Origin of the sequence: Photorhabdus sp. RM322S, assembly GCF_042879395.1 — a bacterium.
GTDB classification, from domain to species: domain Bacteria; phylum Pseudomonadota; class Gammaproteobacteria; order Enterobacterales; family Enterobacteriaceae; genus Photorhabdus; species Photorhabdus khanii.
This window is the reverse complement of sequence record NZ_JBHFKW010000004.1, coordinates 170898-195439: the sequence shown is the minus strand read 5'-3', so window position 1 is coordinate 195439 and position 24542 is coordinate 170898. Positions and strand designations below refer to the sequence as shown.

Genomic DNA, 24542 nt, shown 5'->3' with positions numbered 1-24542 from the left:
TATTGATCGCTGTTATTTGTTAAAAGCGCTATGATACACCATTAATAAGAACTATCTCTCCAACCTAGGATATAACATGTCAAAAAGTGAGCACAATCTTATCTGGATAGATCTGGAAATGACGGGTTTAGATCCAGAGCGGGATCGCATTATTGAAATTGCGACAATTGTCACCGATGCAAATTTGAATATTCTGGCTGAAGGGCCAGTCATTGCGATTTATCAGTCTGATGAGCAACTTGCTCTGATGGATGAATGGAATGTGCGTACCCATACTGGCAGTGGGTTGGTTGAACGTGTTAAAGCAAGCAAAATTGATGATCGTGCGGCAGAGAAGGCGACGATTGAGTTTCTGGAACAATGGGTTCCTGCGGGTGCTTCACCTATTTGTGGTAATAGTGTTGCTCAGGATCGGCGTTTTTTGTTCCGTTATATGCCGGAGCTGGAAGCCTATTTTCACTATCGTTATCTGGATGTCAGTACATTGAAAGAATTAGCCCGTCGCTGGAAACCGGAAATCCTGACTGGATTAAAAAAACAGAATACTCATCAGGCATTGGATGATATCCGCGAATCAGTGGCTGAATTAGCTTATTATCGGGAACATTTTATTCAATCGGAATAAGAAAGTTTTATTTTGTCCTCTGTTGGCTATGATAACGCAAGCTCAGTGTGACGGTTATTAACCCGCATTGGTGTTTATTAAATCACCACTTGACCGAAAAGTTTGTTTTTTTGCGCTGAGGGGCTTGCGAGCGCAACGATTTCTCGTATAATGCGCTCCCCGTACCGATGAAGAATTTTATCAGGTATGGCATACTGAAAGATATGCGGGAATAGCTCAGTTGGTAGAGCACGACCTTGCCAAGGTCGGGGTCGCGAGTTCGAGTCTCGTTTCCCGCTCCAAATTTTGATTTGTAATCAGTATGTTTTTTCAGGCTATGATTAGCCAATCAGTGACGCGGGAATAGCTCAGTTGGTAGAGCACAACCTTGCCAAGGTTGGGGTCGCGAGTTCGAGTCTCGTTTCCCGCTCCAAATTTGAAATTAATATATTGGTTTCAGATTATCACTAGCCAGTCAGTAATGCGGGAATAGCTCAGTTGGTAGAGCACGACCTTGCCAAGGTCGGGGTCGCGAGTTCGAGTCTCGTTTCCCGCTCCAATCCTTACTTTCATACCGATGATCCAGAAGTGTTCTTTTCCTTTATTAATCCTATTTTCACGCAATAGAACCCGTTGCATGGTGTCGTAAACATCGTCTGGGTTATTGAGAAACTTTTTATCTTTACTTGTGAATTTAATGGTAATTGAATGCTATTAATACCTGCTAGGAAAACCTAACCACTTAGCAACCGGCGCATAAGCAGGGTTTGCATATCCCGCCGACCATCGGCAATCACAAAAATCACCACCTGTTGACCTATGAGCTGATAAATGGCCCGGTAAGGTTTAAAAAATGTTTGACGGAAGTCGCGAATCCCTAGTTCCTGCAACTCTTTGGGATAATTACCTTTCTCAGGAAAGTTAGCCAGGCTGTTTGCTATTTTCAGCAACTGCTCCAATACATAATCGGCTTTCCCTAGACTGTCATTTTCGACAATATAATCGTAAATATCCTCTAAATCCGCTTCGGCGTCTTTAGTTAATACCACTTTATATAACATCAGGTGAACTTCTCTTTATTCTTTAAGCGTTGAATTACATCCTTTACCGGTGTGATTTCACCTGTTTTAACCTGCTGTTGTCCTAAAGCCAAAATCTTTAACAATGCCATGGTTTCCTGAGTCTGCTCATAAGAGGCAATATCTTGAATCACTGCTTTCGCTTCACCATTTTGCGTAATAATCATTGGTGAGCGGGACTCTGCCAGTGTCGTCATCACCGCAGCTGCATTGGTTTTAAGGTAGCTGATTGGTTTAATCTGTTCTGAATAACGCATAGAATCCCTCACATCGAAAAAGACTAAATATAGACCATAAAAAGTCGATAAATTGATTGTAAAATGACTGAACCAATTAAGCAAATGCAGCTTTTTTGGAAAAGCAGGACAAACAAGTCTACGGATATGAGGCAAAGCAGGAAAAATTATTATTTTTTTAGTTGGTTACCGTGAGTTGCATTTTTCCGCTCCAATTTTTGATTTGCAGATGCCTATCTGGGGTTCTTACATTCATGGCGTTTTGTGCTAAAAAATTCCAATGGTGAGTTCGACAGTTTCTCTATTGATGGACTCAGTTGCCGGGTAGGTCAAGACCAGCAGAAAAGATGATACCTTCAACGATACCGATAGTGATGTTGTCTGGGAGCATGTATTGGCGTGACTTTCCGTTAAACCTGAAACCATCAGGTTTCAGGTCGGGTTGCTCAATACTGATAGTCGACTCTGATCGTATTGTAGTGAGACGGGTAAACAGGGTAAGTGCCCCCGCTCAGAATTCCACTAATTCTAAAGGAACCTTTGGCATCCTGGCCGCTAAAAGCACTTGTGGAGCCATTGAGGCTGCCGGAGACATCCAAGCATTGTGATGGGTTAGAGGAATATCGTGGGGTGTAACAAACGTTGAAATTTTGATTTGTTGCACCATTGGCATACAAGCCGATATTCCAGGATACTGTCGTGATAGTTGCCCTTGTCGGAACTGAAACCGGTGTACTAAAGAAGTTTGAGTTGGTGGTGCCTCCGACATAAACGTTTGGAGCACGAATTGTTTGTGACCAATTGCTGGTAGCGGCAAAAGACATTTGAGCTGCGGTTAACGCGAGAAAACCTACTGCAATTTTGGTGAATCTTTTCATTTTTCGATCCTTATTGCTAGTTAGTTGTCTTAACTGTTATCTGCATACAATAACTGTGCGAAATTCGATATTATCGGTCTGCATAAAAATTGTTTGCTTATTGATTCCTACTGTTTGTCCAGTTCCTCTTTGAACAAATAAAAAGAGTTTCATCGTAATAGACAGTAGATCAAGTGAAAGCCTTAGCTGAATGTTTAAATTGTGAGCCGACTCTACAGCTAATGTATGATGTTTGTCCGTTAAGAGTTATTGCTGGGTTATAGGCTATCTGTCTTTCTTTGGCACAGGACACGTAGGAAAGAGAAAGGCATGACCCTTTAGCTCCCAAAGTTTTTTTAACTTCTGCTTGCCAAACTTTTGAGGGTGGTACATAATGCACTCCTTTCAACGATGATGAATTTAAAAATCTCTGTTGAATCAATAAGTTAAGTGGGATTCAGAAGGTTTGCTTCCCTCTCCAAGTTTCTTCCTCAATGATAATACTCGCTTATTTTGATTCGATTTTTGGGCTATAGGGTTCCGTGCTGATTTCTATTTTTTATCCACAGAATAGAAAGTGATTTCCTGGTAAAGTAAGTACGACACCTTAAAATTACCACACAGACTTATCCACAGGCTGTTTCTTTCGTATTTTTCTGATCTTACATTTTGTAAAATCAATATTTCTTCTGTAACTTATTGATAGTTTTTTGGAATGGTCCTTTGTTAAGAAATGTCATACTGATCACTTGCGCTTTTTTTGCACATTGATCAGCAAGGGATTTTTATTTTATTCACAGGAAAATTATCTGAATTTTTTATACCCTGTCAGGGTGGCTAATAATTAAGCGTCTCTGGGTAAGCCTTTGGTTATTGCTCGGATAAGCCGTTTTTGTTGCGAAGTTTGTACATTGACAGTATTGGTTTCCCGGCGAGTCATTTGTTGGTCAATAGCCCAATGAATATGCTCATCAAGCATTGTGTTTAATCCTAGTTTCTGTTGCAGAGACAGAACGATGTTGTCTCGATATGGTGCGTTTCCCAAGGCAACCGCAATATTGCGTAACCAGCGTAAATGACCAATCCGGCGGATTGCTGAGCCTTCTGTTATTCGCAGGAATTTTTCTTCACTCCAATTGAATAAATCCAATAATTCCGGCGTATGCAATGTTGCCCGGGGGCTGAAATCACCTTCATCTGTTAGTTGGGAAAAGCGGTTCCACGGACAAATAATTTGGCAGTCATCACAACCATAAATGCGGTTTCCCATCAGTGGGCGAAACTCTTCAGGAATAATACCTTCCAATTCAATCGTGAGATAAGAAATGCAACGGCGGGCATCAATGGTATAAGGAGCGATAATTGCACCTGTTGGGCAGGTTGTCATACAGGCCACACAGCGGCCACATTGCTCTTGTTGTGGCGTGTCTACAGGTAGGGGAAGATTTATCAGTAGCTCACCAAGAAAGAACCATGAGCCGGCTTCTCTATTAAGGATAAGTGAGTGTTTGCCAACCCAGCCTAATCCAGCTTTAGCGGCTAGTGGTCGCTCCATTATTGGTGCTGAATCAACAAAAGGCCGGAAATTAAGAATTTCCTGATATTCAAAATCATGGCAATAGTTTTGAATTTGTTCACCCAGTTTTTTCAGACGTTGGCGCAGCAGTTTGTGATAATCTCTTCCTAGAGCATAACGGCTTATATAGCCGAGTTTAGAATCATTTAGCGTGCTGGCAAAAGAGGCTTTGGCAGGGAGATAATTCATTCTTACACTGATGACTCTCAATGTTCCTGGCAGTAGTTCATCCGGGCGTGTACGCATCATGCCGTGGCGCTTCATCCATGCCATCTCTCCATGATGCTGCTTATCCAGCCATTCTTGAAATTTTGGTTCTTCTACTGATAAATCAGTATCGCAGATGCCAACTTGCTGGAAACCCAGAGAGAGGCCCCATTGTTTGATGTTTGTGGTCAGAAGATGGAGATCGAGAGGCGTTGCCATGGCGGAAATTAGTTTATGCTGCAAGGAGCCGCAGTATAGCATAATCTGTTGCAGGCCAAAAATAGTGAGTTTGGCAACGAAACTGAGCAGAAGATGTTAAATGTTGATAATAGAGTTGTGTTAGGGTTATCGTTTTAGCTGACGAATTAATAAAACAGCAGATATTATTCGATGAAAGAACTTGTTTTATCACTTCAAGATGAAGAAGCGACGGTTTCCCTTGGAGGCGCGGTTGCTGCTGCCTGTAATCATGGCAGTGTAATTTATTTATATGGTGATTTAGGTGCGGGTAAGACGACATTCAGCCGTGGTTTCTTGCAATCCTTAGGTCATAAAGGGCATGTAAAAAGCCCAACTTACACTTTGGTTGAACCTTACGCTTTAACACCTAGGCCGGTTTACCACTTTGATCTTTACCGGTTGGCTGACCCGGAAGAGTTGGAATTTATGGGAATACGTGATTATTTCCATCAAGATGCTATTTGTCTGGTGGAATGGCCTCAGCAAGGAGAAGGCGTATTACCGAATGCAGATATTAAATTACATTTGAGTTACCAGCCCGAAGGGCGACAGGCACATTTTATTGCTTTGTCTGAATATGGTGAGAGTCTGTTAGATAATTTGAAATATTTATGAGGGATCACCCGACCATGATGCACCCTTTAGTTGCAAAAATGATAAAGAAATGGCAAATCAGTTTTATGATAATTTGCTGGCTGTTTATCATGATGAGCAGTTTAGTGGTGGTAACAGCGACAGCGGCGACTTTATCCAATATTCACGTGAGTAATAGTGTCAGTGAATCCAAAGTGACGATGGTTTTTTCAGGTAGTCGCCCTGATTACAGCTTTTTCCCATTGCATTCACCGGAACGTTTAGTGGTAGATATTCACCAGTCAGGAAATATTATTGGTTTGCCAATGAATCTGCCGGGACTGGATTTAGTGAGGAAAATTCGCGCCAGTCAGGCACCTGATATACAAAAAAAACGTATTGTGTTTGAACTAAATAAGAAAGCTAAAGTCAACTCTATAGTGCAGCAGTCGGGTAGTGAATATCGGGTTATTTTTACCTTGCGGGCTTCTGGTGCTTCTGTCAGTAATCCTGTTTTCAGAGAAAGTTCACAAGGGGCAGCCAGTAAATCAGCCATTACTGATAATAAACCGGCGGCGACAAAAAAGGCGACGCCACAAATGACTTCCAAGGGGAGTCAGAGGGTTGTTGTTGCGATTGATGCGGGACATGGTGGACAAGACCCCGGCGCGATTGGGCAACATGGACTGAAAGAGAAGAATGTCACTATTAGTGTTGCACGTAAATTGGAAGCGCTATTGCGCAATGATCCTATGTTCAAACCCGTTTTGACCCGTAGCGGAGACTATTTTATTTCTGTTGCAGGTCGTTCTGAGGTTGCGCGTAAGCATAGCGCGAATATGCTGGTTTCTATTCATGCTGACGCTGCGCCCAATCGCAGTGCGCGTGGTGCTTCTGTCTGGGTACTGTCAAACAAGCGAGCAAACAGCGAATTGGGTAATTGGCTTGAGCAGCATGAGAAACAGTCTGAATTACTGGGCGGTGCAGGCGATGCATTGGCAAATGGTGCAGATCCTTATCTCAGCCAGGCGGTACTGGATTTACAATTCGGTCACTCTCAACGGGTGGGTTATAACGTTGCAGTACAGGTTTTGAGTGAGTTGCGCAAAGTTGGTTCATTACATAAACGTTCGCCAGAACATGCCAGTTTGGGTGTGCTACGTTCACCGGATATCCCTTCAATTTTGGTAGAAACTGGATTTATCAGTAACTCAGCTGAAGAAGCATTGCTTGGTTCCAGTGATTTTCAGGATAAGCTGGCAAGCGCTATCCATCGGGGATTGCGCAACTATTTTCTGGCGCATCCATTACAGGCTGCACCTAAAGCATCAAAGAAGTAAGGGTTAAATATGGCTATCAAGATCTTGCCTCCTCAATTAGCAAACCAAATTGCTGCTGGCGAAGTAGTAGAACGTCCTGCATCAGTAGTCAAGGAGTTGATGGAGAATAGTCTTGATGCTGGAGCCAGCCGCATTGATATTGAAATCGAGCGCGGTGGAGTAAAACTTATCTGTGTCCGTGATAATGGTTGTGGAATCAATCATCAGGATCTTGCTTTGGCACTGGCTCGTCATGCTACCAGTAAGATTGCCACACTGGATGATCTGGAAGCGATTATCAGTATGGGATTCCGCGGAGAGGCGCTGGCCAGTATCAGCTCAGTTTCGCGTCTGACATTGACTTCCCGTACTGAAGGGCAGAATGAAGCCTGGCAAGCATATGCAGAAGGACGGGATATGGAGGTCACAGTGAAGCCGGCTGCCCATCCGGTAGGCAGTACGGTTGAAGTGTTAGATCTGTTTTATAACACACCCGCGCGGCGTAAATTTCTGCGAACAGAAAAAACGGAATTTGGTCATATTGATGAAGTTGTCAGGCGTATTGCGCTGGCGCGTCTGGATGTATCAATTAATTTGCATCATAACGGCAAGCTGGTTCGCCAGTACCGGCCGGCAAAAGAAGAATCACAGTATGAACGACGTTTGGCTTCCATTTGTGGTACCGCTTTTATGCAGCAGGCGCTTGCTCTTTCCTGGCAGCATGGAGATTTATCCATCAAGGGATGGGTTGCGGATCCGATGAATGCGACGGCGAGTGGAGATATTCAATATTGCTATGTTAACGGACGTATGATGCGTGATCGCTTAATTAATCATGCTATCCGTCAGGCTTATCAAGATTTGATCAAGGGAGAACAGCAGCCGGCTTTTGTTTTGTATCTGGAAGTTGATCCGCATCAGGTGGATGTTAATGTACATCCGGCGAAGCATGAAGTTCGTTTCCATCAGGCTCGTCTGGTACACGATTTTATCTATCAGGGGGTCACTGCCGTATTAAAACAGCGCGGAAGCGGTGTTGAGCTGGATATAGCATGTTGTGAGCCTGCGCCGGTCTGGGAGCCGGAAAACCGCCCATCAGCAGGAGAAAATCATTTTTCCCGGCAAAATAATGCCGCATCTGCGGCAACGTCATCACCAAAAGAAGTTTTGTCAGGCAAAAGTAGCACGGGTTTTTCCCGCAGTGGTGAAAACCGTCAGTATCATGGGGACAATTATCAAAAACCTCAGGGTGAGTTGTATCAGAAGCTGATGCAATCTGTGCCGGAACCCGAAGAGAAAAGAGAGCTGTTCCCGGCAAGAATCGCCCCTGTTATGGCAGCAAAAGTGACACCTGTTCCTGTTCAGGTTAAAAATAACAGTCATAGTTTTGGTAAAGTGTTGAGCATATATCTGCCATGCTATGCTCTGATTGAATCTCCGTTAGGTATTGGATTGTTATCTTTGCCAGTCGCTGAACGCTGGTTAAAACAAGTACAATTAACACCAACGGAGCAAGGACTGAAACCACAACCTCTTTTGATCCCGCTGAAACTTGTTCTCAGTAAGGAAGAAGCTAGTGCTTTAAATCGTTATAGTGACTTATTAGGCTCTTTTGGTATAGAAGCGTCTGTATCTCATGGAAAAGCAACACTACGTGCTGTATCGTTACCATTGCGCCAGCAAAATTTGCCCAAATTAATTCCTGAATTGTTAAACTATTTGGCGCAGCAGCCATCAGCATCGGCAGAACAGATTGTAACTTGGCTTGCTCGTCATATTGGCAGTGAGCATGAAACGTGGAATGTTGCTCAGGCAATACAGTTATTGGCTGATGTTGAGCGGCTTTGCCCACAACTGGTAAAATCTCCACCAGATGGGCTATTACAATTAATTGATTTACAAGCAGTGGTGGCATCCCTTACTCATGAGTGATCAGAAAACTCAACATCTGCCAGCGGCAATCTTTGTTATGGGGCCGACGGCCTCAGGCAAAACCGCCTTATCTATCGCTTTGCGCCAGCATCTTCCTGTGGACCTGATAAGCGTTGATTCTGCGCTGATTTATCGTGGAATGAATATTGGTACAGCTAAACCAACAACAGAAGAGCAAGCGTTGGCACCTCATCGTTTGATCGATATTCTTGACCCTTCTCAGCCTTATTCTGCGGCTGATTTTCGTCGGGATGCGTTGAGGGAAATGGCGGAAATTACCGCTTCTGGGCGTATTCCGCTGTTAGTTGGCGGAACTATGCTCTATTTCAAGGCATTACTTGAAGGTTTATCCCCTTTGCCTTCTGCTGATCCGGTTATTCGGGCGCAAATAGAGCAGCAGGCAGCAGAGCAAGGATGGAATGCATTGCATCAGCAGCTACAGAAGATTGACCCTGTGGCGGCGTTAAGAATTCATCCCAATGATCCACAGAGGCTTTCCCGGGCACTGGAAGTTTTTCTTATTTCAGGTAAAACTCTCACTGAACTGACGAGATTGTCAGGAGAAGTGCTTCCTTACCGTGTCCATCAATTTGCTATTGCGCCGGCAAAGCGTGAGATCCTTCATCAACGTATTGAAGCGCGTTTTCATCAAATGCTTGAATCAGGATTTGAAGAAGAAGTTAAAGCCCTTTATGCTCGTCATGATTTGCATGTGGATTTACCTTCTATTCGTTGTGTTGGTTATCGCCAGATGTGGTCCTATCTTTCCGGCGAGATTAACTACGATGAAATGGTTTATCGCGGTATTTGTGCAACACGCCAATTGGCAAAGCGTCAGATAACTTGGCTCAGAGGTTGGGAGTCGGTTCATTGGTTGGATAGTTTTCAACCTGAACAGGCTTTAAGCACAGTTATGCAGGTTGTTAGTGCATAGGTTTATTGATTGTGTACAATTGATGAGTACCAAAGCGCAATTTTTGAGTAGTTCATTTTTCGAACCTCCAGGTTCTTAGTTAAAAACAACAAAATAAGGAAAATATAGAATGGCTAAGGGGCAATCTTTGCAAGATCCGTTCCTGAACGCATTACGGCGTGAAAGGGTCCCGGTTTCTATTTATTTGGTCAACGGCATCAAATTGCAGGGGCAGATTGAATCTTTTGACCAGTTTGTCATTTTACTGAAAAATACAGTTAGCCAGATGGTTTATAAACACGCTATCTCGACTGTTGTCCCTTCCCGCCCAGTTTCTCATCACAGTAGCAATACGGGTGTAGGGGCAAGTGTAGGTAATTACCACTCTGGTGGAGCTTCCGCTCCGGCAGCACAACAGGAAAGTGATGGCGCTGAATAAGCTTGAGAACGGTAACAAAATGAAGAAAAACATAGGTAGGGAGACTTTACCTATGTTTTTTCCTATAGTTTTTTACTCAGCCTGAGAGGTCTCACCTTTGTTTGAGCGTTATGAAGGCGGTGAACGAGCCGTTGTGGTGCACATTTTCTTCTCGCAGGATAAAGACACAGACAATCTCAGTGAGTTTGAATCACTGGTAACTTCTGCTGGTGTGGTTCCTGTTCAAATTGTCACAGGGAGCAGAAAAATACCTAATCCGAAATATTTTGTCGGAGAAGGTAAGGCTGAAGAGATTGCTGAGGCTGTACAGGCTAGTGGTGCTGATGTTGTGCTGTTTAATCATACTCTTAGCCCTGCGCAAGAGCGTAACCTTGAACGGCTCTGTCAGTGTCGGGTGATCGATCGCACTGGTGTGATTCTGGATATTTTTGCTCAGCGAGCGCGGACCCACGAAGGGAAGTTGCAGGTGGAGTTGGCACAGTTACGCCATCTTTCTACCCGTCTTGTCCGGGGATGGACTCACCTTGAACGTCAAAAAGGTGGGATTGGTCTAAGGGGGCCGGGGGAAACTCAGCTTGAAACAGACCGGCGTTTACTGCGGGATAGGATCCGCCAGATTCTGGGCCGCCTTAATCGGGTTGAGAAGCAGCGTGAACAGGGGCGTCAGGCGCGGAATAAGGCGGATATACCGACGATTTCTTTGGTGGGATATACCAATGCCGGGAAATCGAGCTTATTCAACCGCATGACTTCCGCTGAGGTTTACGCGGCTGATCAGTTGTTCGCAACGCTGGATCCAACGTTGCGGCGGATTGAAGTTGATGATGTTGGCACGGCGGTGCTGGCTGATACTGTTGGTTTTATCCGTCATTTGCCTCATGATCTGGTTGCGGCATTTAAAGCGACATTGCAGGAAACCCGGCAGGCAACACTATTGCTGCATATCGTCGATGCTGCGGATAGCCGCATTGACGAAAATATTGCCGCGGTTGACAGTGTACTGGAAGAAATTGAAGCTCATGAAATTCCGGTACTGCTGGTGATGAATAAGATTGATATGCTGGGAGACTTCACGCCGCGTATTGATCGCAACGAAGATAACTTACCGGTCAAAGTTTGGTTGTCGGCGCAAACCGGTGAAGGTATCCCGTTGTTGTTACAAGCGTTAACGGAGCGTCTTTCGGGTGAAATCGCACACTACGAATTGCGCTTGCCGCCAGAGGTGGGTCGTTTACGCAGCCGCTTCTATCAACTTAAGGCAATCGAGAGAGAGTGGATAGAAGAGGACGGCAAAGTTGGTATTGAAGTGAGAATGCCGATTGTTGACTGGCGCCGTCTGTGCAAACAAGAACAGGATTTGTTTGATTATATCGTCTGATGTGCTTGTCAGATGAATATCTGAAAACTTGTGTGATTGAGAGTTGGTTTGTTTACAAGCAGCTCTTGGCCTGAAAAACCAATCATAAAAGAATGGAGCGAAAACATGGCGTGGAATCAGCCCGGAAACAACGGACAAGACCGCGACCCGTGGGGGAGCAGCAATAATAATAGCGGCAACTCCGGCGGGAACAAAGGTAGTCGAAACCGTGGGGCATCTGATCTCGACGATCTGTTCCGTAAGCTGAGCAGTAAACTCGGTGGTTTCGGTAGGAATAAGGGCGGTAATGGCTCTGATCAGGGGGCAAAATTTGGCGGGCGTATTGTTAGCCTTGCTGTTGTTGCGGTCGTCGTGATCTGGGCCGCCAGTGGTTTCTATACGATTAAAGAAACAGAACGTGGTGTTGTTACCCGTTTGGGTAAATTGAGCCATATCGTGCAGCCAGGTCTGAACTGGAAACCAACGTTCATTGATGAAGTGGTTCCGGTCAACGTGGAATCTGTTCGTGAACTGGCGGCATCCGGTGTGATGCTGACTTCCGATGAAAACGTTGTTCGCGTGGAAATGAACGTTCAGTACCGTGTGACGAATCCAGCCGCTTATCTCTACAGCGTAACAAGCCCTGATAACAGCCTGCGTCAGGCAACTGACAGCGCGGTTCGCGGTGTTATCGGCAAATACACTATGGATAAAATCTTGACTGAAGGCCGTACTATTGTACGTAGCGATACCCAGAAGGTACTGGAAGAAACGATTCGTCCATACAAAATGGGTATTACTTTGCTGGATGTTAACTTCCAGACTGCCCGTCCACCGGAAGAAGTAAAAGCGTCATTTGACGATGCGATTGCTGCCCGGGAAAATGAACAGCAGTACATTCGTGAGGCGGAAGCTTACGCTAATGAAGTTCAACCGCGTGCAAATGGTCAGGCTCAACGATTAATCGAAGATGCTAAGGCTTATAAAGCGCGTGTGGTATTGGAAGCGCAGGGTGAAGTGGCGAGTTTTGCCAAGATGCTGCCTGAATATAAAGCAGCACCGGAAATTACCCGTGAGCGTCTGTATATTGAAACTATGGAAAAAGTACTGAGTAATACCCGCAAAGTTATTGCTAATGAGAACAGTAATAACCTGATGGTCCTGCCATTGGAGCAAATGTTCCGTAGCGATGCAGCCAGTGGTAAAACAGCCGTGGAAAGTCAGCTTGGTAATACCACTGTTTCTAGTTCGCGCATTACTCGCCCGACAGCACCCTTAAGTTCAAACCGGACAGTAGATTACAACCGTACTGATAATCTGCGTAACGATACTGTCAGAGTAGGGAGACAATAATCATGCGTAAGTCATTCCTCGTTATTATTGTTGCTGTATTGGTGGTTTTGTATACTTCAGTGTTTGTTGTGCATGAAGGACAGCGCGGTATTGTTCTGCGTTTCAGTAAGGTTGCCCGTGACGCGGAAAATAAACCGATTGTTTATGCACCGGGTTTGCACTTTAAAGTGCCATTCATTGAAACAGTGAAAACACTTGATGCTCGTATCCAGACTATGGATATTCAGGCGGACCGTTTCCTGACCAGTGAAAACAAAGACCTGATTGTCGATTCTTACCTGAAATGGCGCATTATCGACTTCAGCCGTTACTATCTGGCTACCGGTAATGGTGATATTTCTCAGGCTGAAGTGCTGTTGAAACGTAAGTTCAGTGACCGTTTGCGTTCTGAGATTGGTCGTCTGGATGTTCGCGGCATTGTGACTGATTCCCGTGGTAAGCTGACTACCGATGTTCGTGACGCCCTGAACAAAGGTACGACTGACGGTGAAGCGGTGGCTACCAGTGAAGCCGATGATGCGATTGCTTCAGCGGCGGCTCGTGTAGCGAAAGAAACTGCGGGTAAACAACTGGCTATTAACCCGAACAGTATGGCTGCTCTGGGGATTGAGGTTGTTGATGTGCGTATCAAACAGATTAACCTGCCATTGGAAGTTTCAGAAGCTATCTTCCAGCGTATGCGTGCAGAACGTGAAGCGGTAGCCCGTCGTCATCGTTCTCAGGGTCAGGAAGAAGCAGAGAAATTGCGCGCAACATCGGATAAACAAGTGACTGAAACATTGGCAAGAGCGGAGCGTGAAGCCCGTACCTTGCGTGGTTCCGGTGATGCAGAAGCCGCTAAACTGTTTGCTGATGCATTCAGCAAAGATCCTGACTTCTATGCCTTTATCCGTAGCTTACGTGCTTACGAGAAAAGCTTCAGTGAAGATGGGAAAGATGTTCTGGTGTTAAGCCCGGATACTGATTTCTTCCGTTATATGAAAGCACCTGAAAAACGTGCAGTTCAGCATTGATAGATGTTTGAATATCTAAGTAAGGCCCGCATCAGGCGGGCCTTGTCGTGTCAGGTGGTCAACAAAAATAACAGATGTGATAAAAATTACTGAAAGGTGTGGAATGAGATGATAGAATCCATTTTTAAGCAACCGAGTGAATTTTGAAATGGGTAAGAACGTTGTCGTATTGGGCACCCAATGGGGTGACGAGGGCAAGGGCAAGATCGTCGACTTGCTGACTGAACGAGCTAAGTATGTTGTTCGTTATCAAGGGGGCCATAATGCTGGTCATACACTGGTTATCAACGGTGAAAAAACCGTTCTCCACTTAATCCCGTCGGGGATCCTGCGTGAAAATGTTATCAGCATCATCGCAAACGGAGTCGTATTAGCACCGGACGCGCTGATGAAAGAGATGAACGCGTTAGAGTCCCGAGGTGTTCCTGTCCGCGAGCGTTTGCTCATTTCAGAAGCTTGTCCGCTTATTCTTCCGTACCATGTTGCGTTAGATAATGCCCGTGAAAAAGCACGTGGCGCAAAAGCGATTGGTACAACCGGCCGCGGTATCGGCCCTGCGTATGAAGACAAAGTTGCACGTCGTGGTCTGCGCGTTGGTGATTTGTTTGATAAAGAAGTATTTGCGGCCAAGCTGAAAGAAATTATCGAATATCATAACTTCCAACTGGTTAACTATTACCAGGAGCCGGCGGTTGATTACCAGAAAACTCTGGACGAAATCATGGCTGTTGCCGATATTCTGACGGGTATGGTTGTTGACGTTTCTGACTTGTTGTATAAAGCAACTCAGAAAGGTGAGCTGGTTATGTTCGAAGGCGCACAAGGCACGCTGTTGGATATCGACCACGGTACCTATCCATACGTGACCTCTTCCAACACCACGGCGGGTGGCGTTGCAACAGGTTCCGGTTTAGGTCCACGCTATGTTGATTATGTTTTGGGGATTATCAAGGCTTACTCCACTCGTGTTGGTGCTGGCCCATTCCCAACTGAATTGTTTGATGAAACTGGCAATTACCTGCGTGAAAAAGGCCAGGAGTTCGGGGCGACTACGGGGCGTAGCCGTCGTACTGGCTGGCTGGATATCATTGCTATCCGCCGTGCAGTACAAATCAACTCACTGTCTGGTTTCTGTATGACCAAACTGGACGTACTGGATGGTTTGAAAGAAGTAAAAATTTGTGTTGGTTACCGGATGCCTGATGGTCGCGTGGTTGAGACAACACCTCTGGCTGCGGATGACTGGGAAGGTATTGAACCTGTTTATGAGACTATGCCTGGCTGGGACGAAAGTACTTTTGGTGTGAAAGAGCACAGCAAATTGCCTCAGGCGGCACTGAATTATATCAAACGTGTAGAAGAGCTGACCGGCGTTCCGGTTGATATTATTTCTACAGGCCCGGATCGTTCAGAAACTATGATTCTGCGTGATCCGTTTGATGCTTGATTGTGTCACATAATCAGGTAAAGCCGGGCTTTTCAGCCCGGTTTTTTGCTATCTATTATGGTCTTTTTTGCTAACTACCAGATGATTAACATGATTTCGGCCAATTCAAGGTATATAAATTGAACAAATACTTATTTTTTTAATTTGTTCTCGGATATATTAGCTTATATCTTATTATCCAGAGGTTGATGTGCAGTTAACGAGTTTTACAGATTATGGCTTGCGCGCGCTAATTTATATGGCTGCTTTACCGCAAAACCGGATGACCAGTATTTCTGAAGTCACTCGTGTTTATGGTGTTTCTCGTAACCACATGGTAAAAATTATTAACCAGTTGAGCCACTTAGGATTAGTGGATGCTGTTCGTGGTAAAAACGGCGGCATTCGTCTGGGTAAGCCGGCAAAGGATATTAGAATTGGTGATGTCGTTCGTGCTCTCGAACCATTATCATTGGTTAATTGTAGTCAGGAATCTTGCCATATTACCTCTGCATGTCGCCTGAAAGTGGTATTAAATCAGGCAATAGAAACATTTTTGAATGAACTGGATAAGCATACTTTAGCTGATATGGTTGAAGATAATATCCCCCTTTATAAGCTGCTTCTGACCGAATGAAGAAATGGCGCAAACAGCCTGCTGATGACAACGGAGGAACCGCCATGTCACAAGATCCTTTTTTGGAACGTGAAGCAGAAAAATACGAATCTCCTATTCCAAGCCGCGAATACATCTTAGACATTATTTCCAAACACACTGCACCGGTAAGTCGCCAGGAACTGGCACAAGAGCTGAATCTGACTAACGATGAGGAGCTTGAAGCGTTACGTCGTCGTTTACGGGCTATGGAACGTGATGGTCAACTGGTTTTCACGCGCCGTCAATGTTACGCCTTGCCGGAAAAACTGGATTTATTGAAAGGCACAGTCATCGGTCACAGGGATGGTTATGGTTTCCTGCGGGTAGAAGGCCGTAAAGACGATTTTTATCTCTCTGCCGAGCAGTTAAAAATGGCTATTCATGGTGATGTCGTACTGGCACAGCCACTACCTTCTGATCGCAAAGGGCGTAGTGAAGCGCGTATTGTCCGTGTGTTGGTACCCAAGACCAGCCAGATTGTTGGCCGCTATTTTATTGACTCCGGTATGGGTTTTGTTGTGCCGGATGATAGTCGTTTGAGCTTTGATATCCTGATCCCGAAAGATGAAAATAGTGGCGCCCGCATGGGGAACGTCGTTGTCGTTGAGTTGACGACACGTCCAGCGCGCCGTACAAAAGCTGTTGGTAAAATAGTTGAAGTGCTGGGTGAAAAGATGGGAACGAACATGGCCGTGGAAATTGCCCTGCGTACTCATGAAATTCCGCACAGTTGGCCGCCGCAGGTGGAAAACCAAGTGGCTTCCCTGAATGAGCAGGTACCGGAATCCGCGAAAGAAGGTCGCGTTGATCTGCGTGATTTGCCATTGGTGACAATTGATGGTGAAGATGCCCGTGACTTTGATGATGCCGTTTATTGTGAAAGAAAGCGAAGCGGCGGCTGGCGTTTATGGGTTGCTATTGCTGATGTCAGTTACTATGTCCGCCCACAAACGGCATTGGATACAGAAGCCCGCAGCCGGAGTAACTCAGTTTACTTTCCATCTCAGGTTGTTCCCATGTTACCTGAAGTGCTTTCTAATGGTCTCTGTTCTCTGAATCCGCAGGTTGACCGCCTTTGTATGGTGTGTGAGATGACGGTTTCAGAGCAGGGAAAATTGTCATCCTATAAATTTTACGAAGCAGTAATGAATTCTCATGCACGCCTGACATATACCAAAGTATGGCGTATGTTGCAGGGTGATCAAGAACTGCGTGAGCACTATAAACCGTTGGTTCAGCATATTGAACATTTACATGGGCTTTATCAGGCGTTGGAAAATGCCCGTGAACAGCGGGGCGCAATCTCCTTTGAGTCAGAGGAGGCGAAGTTTATCTTTAACGCTGAACGCCGTATTGAACGAATTGAACCGGTTGCCCGCAATGATGCTCATAAGCTGATTGAAGAGTGCATGATTCTGGCGAATATTGCGGCTGCACGTTTCGTGGAGAAAAACAGCGAACCGGTGCTTTACCGCATTCATGATCGGCCAAGAGAAGAGAGCATTGTTAATCTGCGCTCTGTTTTCGGTGAATTGGGGTTAACTCTGCCGGGTGGTATGCAACCAACACCAAAGGATTATGCGCAACTGATGCAGCAAGTGGCTGAACGCCCGGATCGTGAGTTATTGCAAACCATGTTGCTGCGTTCAATGAAACAGGCAATTTATGACCCGGAAAACCGCGGTCATTTTGGTCTGTCATTGCATTCTTATGCGCACTTTACCTCACCTATCCGCCGTTATCCTGATTTGGTGCTGCATCGGGCGATTAAATATCTGCTGGCGAAACAGCAAGGTGTTATTGAGCAATGTGGGACACCGACTGGTGGATGGCACAGCGATATGGAGCATATGTTGCAACTGGGCCAACACTGTTCTATGACAGAGCGCCGTGCCGATGAAGCTACGAGAGATGTCGCCGATTGGCTTAAGTGTGACTTTATGCAGGATCAGGTGGGCAATACCTTTACCGGCATTATCACCAGTGTGACCGGTTTCGGCTTCTTTGTTCGCCTAAATGATCTGTTTATTGACGGTTTGGTACATGTTTCCACACTGAATAATGATTATTATCATTTCGATAATGTTGGTCAGCGTTTAATTGGTGAGTTTTCTGGTAAAACTTTCCGGTTGGGAGATGAAGTTGAAATTCGTGTGGAAGCTGTCCATATGGATGAGCGTAACATTGATTTTAAACTGCTCTCCGTTAGCCGGGAAGCCCGAAATGTGGGTAAGACAGCGCGTGACAGGGCGAAAAAAGCAGAACCTGGCCGTAGTAACAGTAAGAAAGGGCGTAGTCGTAGCAAAGAGGCTAACTTTGAGCCCGATGGTGCTTTCCGTAAAAAGAAATCTGTGGATAAGCCTAAAGGAGATAAGAAAAAGGGTAAGAACCTTTCAGCCAAGACACAGAAAATTGCCGCTAAATTCAAAGCTAAACGGGCTAAGAAAAGCGCAGATAAATAATCAAAGGGCTATCCTGTTTCTTCAGGATAGCCTGAATATTTTAGTCTCTTGAATACATTGAGCCTGATGAATGGGTTCAGGTATGTCAGTGCTGTATGACAGTGAAAATAAGAAGATTATGAGTGAAATTATCTACGGTATTCATGCCGTTAAAGCTTTACTGGAGCGAGATCCTCAGCGTTTTATGGAAGTTTATGTACTGAAAGGGCGCGAAGACCGCCGTCTGACACCGCTGATTAATGAGCTGGAAAGTTTCGGCATGGCGATCCAATTAGCAAATCGTCAGTGGCTGGATAATCAAACGGAAGGTGCTGTGCATCAGGGGATTATTGCTAAAGTAAAACCAGGGCGTCAGTATCAGGAAAACGACCTGCCAGATTTACTGGCGCAAATGGAAACCCCTTTTTTGCTAGTGCTTGATGGTGTGACAGATCCACATAATCTGGGGGCTTGCCTGCGCAGTGCAGATGCAGCAGGTGTACATGCTGTTATTGTGCCCCGTGACCGTTCTGCCCAGCTTAATGCCACTGCGAAGAAAGTGGCATGTGGAGCCGCGGAGAGCGTACCGCTTGTTCGGGTCACCAACCTTGCTCGTACTTTGCGTTTGTTACAGGCACACAATATTTGGGTGGTGGGTACAGCAGGAGAAGCCGATCATACGCTACATCAGAGTAAATTAACCGGCCCTATGGCGCTGGTGATGGGGGCTGAAGGGGAAGGTATGCGTCGTCTGACCCGCGAACACTGTGATGAGTTGATTAGTATTCCAATGGCGGGTTCGGTCTCATCCCTGAATGTGTCTGTTGCAACGGGTATTTGCCTGTTTGAAGCAGTGCGTCAGCGGAGTTCGCAGTAACCCATAACATAAAGCGTTACCCGCTCCTTGAGTTTTTTATATGAGGCGGGTATAGTTACGCGTCAATTTTTCAGCCGCACTTAAACAAGTTCCTTGCCTCCATGGGCCGCGGTTGACCCTGACAGGAGGCTGAATAATCCGTAAGGAGCAATTCTAATGCGTCATTACGAAATCGTTTTTATGGTCCATCCTGACCAAAGCGAACAGGTTCCGGGCATGATCGAGCGTTACAGTGCGACTATCGCTAACGCGCAAGGTCAGATTCACCGTCTGGAAGACTGGGGCCGCCGTCAACTGGCTTATCCAATCAACAAACTGCACAAAGCTCATTACGTTCTGATGAACGTTGAAGCGCCGCAGGAAGTGATTGATGAGCTGGAAACTAACTTCCGCTTCAACGATGCCGTTATCCGCAGCATGATTATGCGCGTTAAGCACGCGGTAACTGAAGCATCTCCAATGGTTAAAGCCAAAGATGAGCGTCGCAGCCGCGATTACTCTATGGAAGACGCCGGCGTTGATGCTGAAGAAGCTGGGGATTCTGAAGAGTAATAACTGTGACAACTAATCGTTTGGTGCTTTCTGGCACAGTGTGCAAAGCCCCCATTCGAAAAGTCAGTCCTGCCGGCATTCCTCATTGCCAGTTTGTACTTGAGCATCGCTCACAGCAGCAGGAAGCCGGTCTAAGCAGGCAAGCATGGTGCAGAATGCCCGTTATTGCCAGCGGACAATTGTTACAAGTTTTAACTCACAGTATAACGGTCGGCAGTCGATTAACCGTTTCAGGATTCATTAGTTGCCATCAAGGTCGCAATGGTCTTAACAAACTGGTTCTTCATGCCGAGCAGATTGAATTGATAGATTCTGGAGACTAGCCAAATGGCACGTTATTTCCGTCGTCGCAAGTTCTGCCGTTTCACCGCGGAAGGCGTTCAAGAGATTGATTATAAAGACATCGCTACGCTGAAAAACTACATCACCGAGAGTGGTAAAATTGTACCAAGCCGTATTACTGGCACCCGTGCAAAATACCAGCGTCAGCTCGCTCGTGCTATCAAGCGCGCGCGCTACCTGTCTTTGTTGCCTTACACTGATCGTCATCAGTAATCGGCACAGTCCATTAACGACTCTGAGAGGATAAGGTAATGCAAATTATTCTGCTTGATAAAGTAGCAAACCTGGGTAGCCTGGGTGATCAAGTTAACGTTAAACCGGGTTATGCCCGTAACTACTTAGTACCACAGGGCAAAGCTGTTCCTGCGACTAAGAAAAACATCGAATTCTTCGAAGCTCGTCGCGCTGAACTGGAAGCTAAACTGGCTGACGTTCTGGCAGCAGCGCAAGCTCGTGCTGAGAAAATCAGCGCACTGAGTTCCGTTACTATCGCTTCTAAAGCGGGTGACGAAGGTAAACTGTTCGGTTCTATCGGTACTCGCGATATTGCTGATGCAGTGACTGCCGCAGGTGTTGAAGTATCTAAAAGTGAAGTTCGTCTGCCTAACGGTGTTCTGCGTACTACTGGTGAACACGAAGTTAACTTCCAGGTACACAGCGATGTATTCGCTAAATTGAACGTTAACATTGTTGCTGAAGCTTAATCTCTGATTAACTGATGCTAACAAGTAAAAAATGCTGGCAATGCCAGCGTTTTTTATTGTTTCAACTCACTATTATCCCGTTAGCCTATAAAATTTCCGTGGGTAATTTATATTGAATTAAATATTAATCTGATTTATTTTCTATTTGTTATGTTTATTTTTAATTTATCGAAGCGGGGTTTTTCTTGCGTATTTTTCTATAATTCTGTCTTTTTTTGTTTTTATTATCATTGATTTTTAGTTTTTTATGGTACAAATGTCACCAATTATCATATTATTGTCTATAAATAATTGATTTCGTGTTTTTTATTATCTAATAATATGGTATTGCTAATCCCGTTGTGATGGGGGATTATTTATTAGATATTCTTATGTATTTTCTCATAAATCTGGATAATTACAGACATTATTATTTCATAATAATTTAAAAATATATTTTTATATAATTACAAATATTATATTTATAATGGTGATTTATTTCATATAAGAATATGGAAAATTAATTATATATATTCTTATTATTGAATAATAATATCAAAAATTTATATGGGGTTTTCCTTATATAACTGTCAGAGTTGACAGTAGACTTTTAGGTGTAAATTTATAATTATCAGTTGTGTTGATTAATCATTGTGTGAGAACACAAATAAATGAGCTTATTTTCAATAGGAGTCAGATTCTTCCTAAGAATTATTCATAAAATAGGTAATTTCATCAATAGATTAATAGATATATTAGATATAAAAGTACTTTATTTATTTGTTAACAAAAATACCTCGTCATCACTGTATGTTCTTCACATTGACCAAAAAATGAGAGATAAAACGGATATGAAGCTAGGTAAAAATATATTACAAACTATAGGTAATACCCCTGTGGTTATGTTGGATGGCAAATATACTAAAGGTGTTAATGTTTTTCTTAAAATGGAGAATATTAACCCTGGTGGGAGTATTAAAGACCGTATTGCAGTCGCCATGTTGGAAAGAGCGGAAGCCCAGGGAGAATTGAGGCCAGGAATGGTGGTTATTGAACCATCATCGGGTAATACTGCGATTGGCTTGGCAATGGCGTGTGCTGTTAAAGGTTACCGGTTTATTGCTGTTCTAGACCGCATGGTGCCGGTAGCGAAACGCGATAAGATCAGAGCATTTGGTGCTGAAATTATTTTTCTGCCAGAGTTTGAAGCTGGAATAGATACGGTCAAATATCGTATTGACTTAACCAAAGAGATCATAAAATCCTATCCGAATGCGTTCAGTCCCATGCAATTTGAAAATCAGGTTAATCCTGATGAACATTATCATTCGACAGGGCGTGAGTTGCATGAAACCTTTGGCGATAATTTGACGGCTTGTTTTTCTACGGCAGGAAGTTGTGGAACCCTTACAGGGATTTCTCGTTATCTGAAAGAAAAAAATCCACAAGTACGAATTTATGGTGTTGAACCTGTTGGATCCATTATTTTCGGTGGTGAGCCAGGAAAATATCTGGTGCAGGGAGCGGGGTTGGCATTTATACCAACTATTCTCGATTGCAGTAATATCGATTTCACTTTGAAAGTGGCAGATATTGACGCATTCCGTACGGCAAGAAAATTGGCCAGAAATGAAGGTATTCTGATTGGAGGGACGGGAGCCTGTGCGGTTAGTGCGGCACTGGATCGCCTGGATGATTTTAAACCTGGAGATAATATCGTTGTCATTATTCCTGATAGTGGGGAGCGTTATATAGATACGATTTATAACAATACCTGGCTATTTGAAAATAATTTCTCAGAGCTCATTGAAGAAAGTACGACAGAATCTGGGTTAGAAGAAATTATTATAAGCATGGGGTGCACGCTAAATGAATTCTGATAGTGTTTTGGTGATTTACTATAATCGCCGCTATAATCCTCTTATAATAAGAAGTCTTAAATCTGAGTTTAAAGAGGTTATTACTCTTTATATTGATGAAGGACAAGTAAGAGACATTGAAGATATTGAATTGGAATGCATGGTTGCCGGTGCCGATAAATTTATTTATAAAGATTATCGAATGCAGTTTGCTGAAAATTTTCTTTCAAAAGCAATAAAAGCCAACGCTATTTATCAAAATGGTTATTATCTCAGTGCCGCACTTTCCCGGCCTGCAATTGCTGAAGCCGCCGTTGAAGTAGCCAATGAGCTCAATATTGATTATATTGCACATCAATTCAGAGGTAATGATCAAGCCAGAATGGATATGAATATAGAAATTCTGAACAAAATTCCTATTTCTTCGTTGAGAGATTTTAAATACGATGAAAATATCGTAAATAATTATGCTGCCCAATATGGTATCCCTCAAGAATTTGGTTGTAATAATCCCTATTCTACCAGTGAAAATATATGGGGATTGAGTATCGAATGTGGCCCATTGGAAGAACCAGAAACATTGGTTCCTGAGGATGTCAAAGAGAAATTATTTGAGCGGGCGCTATTGGCTACTGAGCCAATATCTTTGTCATTAGGTTTTGAAAATGGTATACCTCTATTGCTTGACGGCGAGAAGAAATCATTAAATGAAATCATTGAAATATTAAATGAAATTGGTAAAAATCTATCAATTGGTATTTTTGATATTGTTGAAGATGGCATTGTAGGTTTGAAAACGCGAGCAATTTATCAATCACCTGCTGCACATATCTTAATTACCGCTCATCGTGATTTGGAGCTCTACTGTAGTAATCGTAATGAAAACTGGTTTAAAGAAATAATTGATAAAAAATGGGCTGAACTGGTTTATTCCGGGCTTTGGTATGATCCCTTATTTACTCATTTGAACCAATTTATTGATAGTATGAATCAGCATGTCAATGGTGAGGTCAAACTTGAATTAGGTTATAAATATATTAATGTTTGCTCCCGTTCTTCAAAGAGCAGCATTTATGATCATAATTTGGCGATATATAACTGTGGGCATTTATATAGTCAAAGTGATGTAGAAGGATTCGCAAAAATATTTAATATTCATACTAATCAAAGTGTTAAATCCAGAGTGAGGAAAATATTATGATTAAAGAATTATTAATGTGTAAACCTGATTTTTACGATATTGAATACGTTATTAATGACTGGATGGATCCTAATAATAAAGTTAATAAAAAATTAGCTCAACAGCAGTGGGACTTTCTTTATGAACGACTGACCGAACGAGGAATTAGTATTCGCACTATCGAACCTGTGAATGGTTTGCCTGATATGACTTTTTCAGGAGATTGTGGCATGGTGCATAATAATAAGTTTCTTGCCAGTAATTTCCGACACGCTGAACGTCAGGGAGAAAGCCAGTATTATATAGATTATCTGGAAGATTTGGGTTATGAGATACATCGTGTTGATGAAGATATCTATTTTGAAGGGCTTGGAGATGTTATCTATTGGGGTAATGACATCATATTTGGTTATGGTCCTCGCTCAGATAAAGAAGCAATAAAGACAATTCAGAAAGTATATCCAGAACTTAAAGTCAAAGGTGAATTGCATATTCAGGATAACACTTTCTTCCATGTGGCCCTGGCATTTTCATTTATTGACAAAGATACTGTTATTTATTATCCGGAGGCATTTACTAAAGAAAGTCAAGATTATATTTCTGAAACCTTTGAACGAAGGATCCCAATATCAGAGCATGATGCCAAAGAATTATTTGTCTGCAATAATATTCCAATAGGAAAAGATATTTTAATGCATGATTGTTCTATTGAGGTTGAACGCCAATTAAATGATTATGGTTATCATGTTGTCAAATGTGATATGGGTGAATTCTTAAAGAGTGGTGGTAGCTTGCGCTGCCTGGTATTAAAAATAAACTAACCATA

24 protein-coding genes and 3 tRNA genes are annotated in these 24542 nt (G+C 43.7%); 23 read left to right on the top strand and 4 right to left on the bottom strand.

Annotated elements, in window-relative coordinates; genetic code table 11:
• Positions 1-76: 76 nt before the first annotated feature.
• From orn to ACGF63_RS04275, 4 genes are all read left to right on the top strand, one after another.
• Positions 77-625 carry an oligoribonuclease gene (gene orn, locus ACGF63_RS04290; protein WP_036844125.1) on the top strand — a complete coding sequence of 183 codons (549 nt, stop codon included), beginning with the start codon at positions 77-79 and terminating at the stop codon, positions 623-625.
• Between the two features lie 205 nt (positions 626-830).
• Positions 831-906: transfer RNA gene (locus ACGF63_RS04285), tRNA-Gly, on the top strand.
• 55 nt (positions 907-961) lie between these two features.
• Positions 962-1037, top strand: a tRNA-Gly gene (locus tag ACGF63_RS04280).
• A gap of 50 nt (positions 1038-1087) precedes the next feature.
• Positions 1088-1163, top strand: a tRNA-Gly gene (locus tag ACGF63_RS04275).
• Between the two features lie 175 nt (positions 1164-1338).
• Here the strand turns inward: ACGF63_RS04275 and ACGF63_RS04270 are convergent.
• The 4 genes from ACGF63_RS04270 to queG all read right to left on the bottom strand — a co-directional run bounded on the left by ACGF63_RS04270 (position 1339) and on the right by queG (position 4778).
• Positions 1339-1665, bottom strand: a complete 327-nt coding sequence (locus tag ACGF63_RS04270) for a type II toxin-antitoxin system RelE/ParE family toxin (RefSeq protein ID WP_036844124.1) — start codon at positions 1663-1665, stop codon at positions 1339-1341.
• Positions 1665-1940 (bottom strand): type II toxin-antitoxin system Phd/YefM family antitoxin, encoded by a 276-nt coding sequence (locus tag ACGF63_RS04265; protein ID WP_036844123.1) that lies wholly within the window; start codon positions 1938-1940, stop codon positions 1665-1667. Before ACGF63_RS04265 ends, ACGF63_RS04270 begins: the two co-directional genes overlap by 1 nt.
• Before the next feature lie 425 nt (positions 1941-2365).
• Entirely contained in the window at positions 2366-2797 is a 432-nt protein-coding gene (locus ACGF63_RS04260) for a flagellar protein FlhE (protein ID WP_152963428.1), read from the bottom strand.
• 823 nt (positions 2798-3620) lie between these two features.
• Positions 3621-4778 (bottom strand): tRNA epoxyqueuosine(34) reductase QueG, encoded by a 1158-nt coding sequence (gene queG / locus ACGF63_RS04255; RefSeq protein ID WP_152963427.1) that lies wholly within the window; start codon positions 4776-4778, stop codon positions 3621-3623.
• Between the two features lie 171 nt (positions 4779-4949).
• On the opposite strand from queG, the gene tsaE reads away from it, so the two are divergent.
• The 19 genes from tsaE to ACGF63_RS04160 all read left to right on the top strand — a co-directional run bounded on the left by tsaE (position 4950) and on the right by ACGF63_RS04160 (position 24537).
• Entirely contained in the window at positions 4950-5414 is a 465-nt protein-coding gene (tsaE, locus tag ACGF63_RS04250) for a tRNA (adenosine(37)-N6)-threonylcarbamoyltransferase complex ATPase subunit type 1 TsaE (RefSeq protein ID WP_036844121.1), read from the top strand.
• Positions 5411-6712, top strand: coding sequence for an N-acetylmuramoyl-L-alanine amidase AmiB (gene amiB, locus ACGF63_RS04245; RefSeq protein WP_387628994.1), 1302 nt, complete (start codon positions 5411-5413; stop codon positions 6710-6712). Before tsaE ends, amiB begins: the two co-directional genes overlap by 4 nt.
• Positions 6713-6721: 9 nt before the next feature.
• Positions 6722-8623, top strand: a complete 1902-nt coding sequence (gene mutL, locus ACGF63_RS04240) for a DNA mismatch repair endonuclease MutL (protein WP_152963425.1) — start codon at positions 6722-6724, stop codon at positions 8621-8623.
• Positions 8616-9557, top strand: coding sequence for a tRNA (adenosine(37)-N6)-dimethylallyltransferase MiaA (gene miaA, locus ACGF63_RS04235; RefSeq protein ID WP_152963424.1), 942 nt, complete (start codon positions 8616-8618; stop codon positions 9555-9557). The genes mutL and miaA overlap by 8 nt, the downstream gene beginning before the upstream one ends.
• 109 nt (positions 9558-9666) lie before the next feature.
• Positions 9667-9975, top strand: coding sequence for an RNA chaperone Hfq (gene hfq / locus ACGF63_RS04230; RefSeq protein ID WP_023044707.1), 309 nt, complete (start codon positions 9667-9669; stop codon positions 9973-9975).
• Between the two features lie 97 nt (positions 9976-10072).
• Positions 10073-11353 carry a ribosome rescue GTPase HflX gene (gene hflX / locus ACGF63_RS04225; protein WP_387628991.1) on the top strand — a complete coding sequence of 427 codons (1281 nt, stop codon included), beginning with the start codon at positions 10073-10075 and terminating at the stop codon, positions 11351-11353.
• 105 nt (positions 11354-11458) lie between these two features.
• Positions 11459-12685 carry an FtsH protease activity modulator HflK gene (gene hflK, locus ACGF63_RS04220; RefSeq protein WP_036839710.1) on the top strand — a complete coding sequence of 409 codons (1227 nt, stop codon included), beginning with the start codon at positions 11459-11461 and terminating at the stop codon, positions 12683-12685.
• Positions 12686-12687: 2 nt separating this feature from the next.
• Entirely contained in the window at positions 12688-13698 is a 1011-nt protein-coding gene (gene hflC, locus ACGF63_RS04215; protein ID WP_021322934.1) for a protease modulator HflC, read from the top strand.
• 148 nt (positions 13699-13846) lie between these two features.
• Positions 13847-15145, top strand: a complete 1299-nt coding sequence (locus ACGF63_RS04210; protein WP_132352850.1) for an adenylosuccinate synthase — start codon at positions 13847-13849, stop codon at positions 15143-15145.
• 190 nt (positions 15146-15335) lie between these two features.
• On the top strand, positions 15336-15761 hold the full coding sequence (gene nsrR, locus ACGF63_RS04205; RefSeq protein ID WP_021322932.1) for a nitric oxide-sensing transcriptional repressor NsrR: 426 nt from the start codon (positions 15336-15338) through the stop codon (positions 15759-15761).
• Positions 15762-15805: 44 nt separating this feature from the next.
• The gene (gene rnr, locus ACGF63_RS04200) at positions 15806-18244 is read left to right on the top strand and encodes a ribonuclease R (RefSeq protein ID WP_387629024.1); all 2439 of its coding nucleotides are present in this window, start codon (positions 15806-15808) and stop codon (positions 18242-18244) included.
• Positions 18245-18362: 118 nt separating this feature from the next.
• Positions 18363-19100 carry a 23S rRNA (guanosine(2251)-2'-O)-methyltransferase RlmB gene (rlmB, locus tag ACGF63_RS04195; RefSeq protein ID WP_387629021.1) on the top strand — a complete coding sequence of 246 codons (738 nt, stop codon included), beginning with the start codon at positions 18363-18365 and terminating at the stop codon, positions 19098-19100.
• A 156-nt stretch (positions 19101-19256) separates the two neighbouring features.
• The gene (gene rpsF / locus ACGF63_RS04190; RefSeq protein ID WP_021322929.1) at positions 19257-19652 is read left to right on the top strand and encodes a 30S ribosomal protein S6; all 396 of its coding nucleotides are present in this window, start codon (positions 19257-19259) and stop codon (positions 19650-19652) included.
• A 5-nt stretch (positions 19653-19657) separates the two neighbouring features.
• Positions 19658-19975: a primosomal replication protein N gene (gene priB, locus ACGF63_RS04185; RefSeq protein ID WP_021322928.1), complete on the top strand. Its 318-nt coding sequence runs from the start codon at positions 19658-19660 to the stop codon at positions 19973-19975.
• A gap of 4 nt (positions 19976-19979) precedes the next feature.
• Entirely contained in the window at positions 19980-20207 is a 228-nt protein-coding gene (gene rpsR / locus ACGF63_RS04180; RefSeq protein WP_000135199.1) for a 30S ribosomal protein S18, read from the top strand.
• Between the two features lie 38 nt (positions 20208-20245).
• Positions 20246-20698, top strand: coding sequence for a 50S ribosomal protein L9 (gene rplI / locus ACGF63_RS04175; RefSeq protein ID WP_152963421.1), 453 nt, complete (start codon positions 20246-20248; stop codon positions 20696-20698).
• A gap of 650 nt (positions 20699-21348) precedes the next feature.
• Positions 21349-22557: a PLP-dependent cysteine synthase family protein gene (locus tag ACGF63_RS04170; RefSeq protein ID WP_239002505.1), complete on the top strand. Its 1209-nt coding sequence runs from the start codon at positions 21349-21351 to the stop codon at positions 22555-22557.
• The gene (gene argG / locus ACGF63_RS04165; RefSeq protein ID WP_152963420.1) at positions 22547-23737 is read left to right on the top strand and encodes an argininosuccinate synthase; all 1191 of its coding nucleotides are present in this window, start codon (positions 22547-22549) and stop codon (positions 23735-23737) included. The genes ACGF63_RS04170 and argG overlap by 11 nt, the downstream gene beginning before the upstream one ends.
• Positions 23734-24537, top strand: a complete 804-nt coding sequence (locus ACGF63_RS04160; RefSeq protein ID WP_132352856.1) for a dimethylarginine dimethylaminohydrolase family protein — start codon at positions 23734-23736, stop codon at positions 24535-24537. The genes argG and ACGF63_RS04160 overlap by 4 nt, the downstream gene beginning before the upstream one ends.
• Positions 24538-24542: the final 5 nt, after the last annotated feature.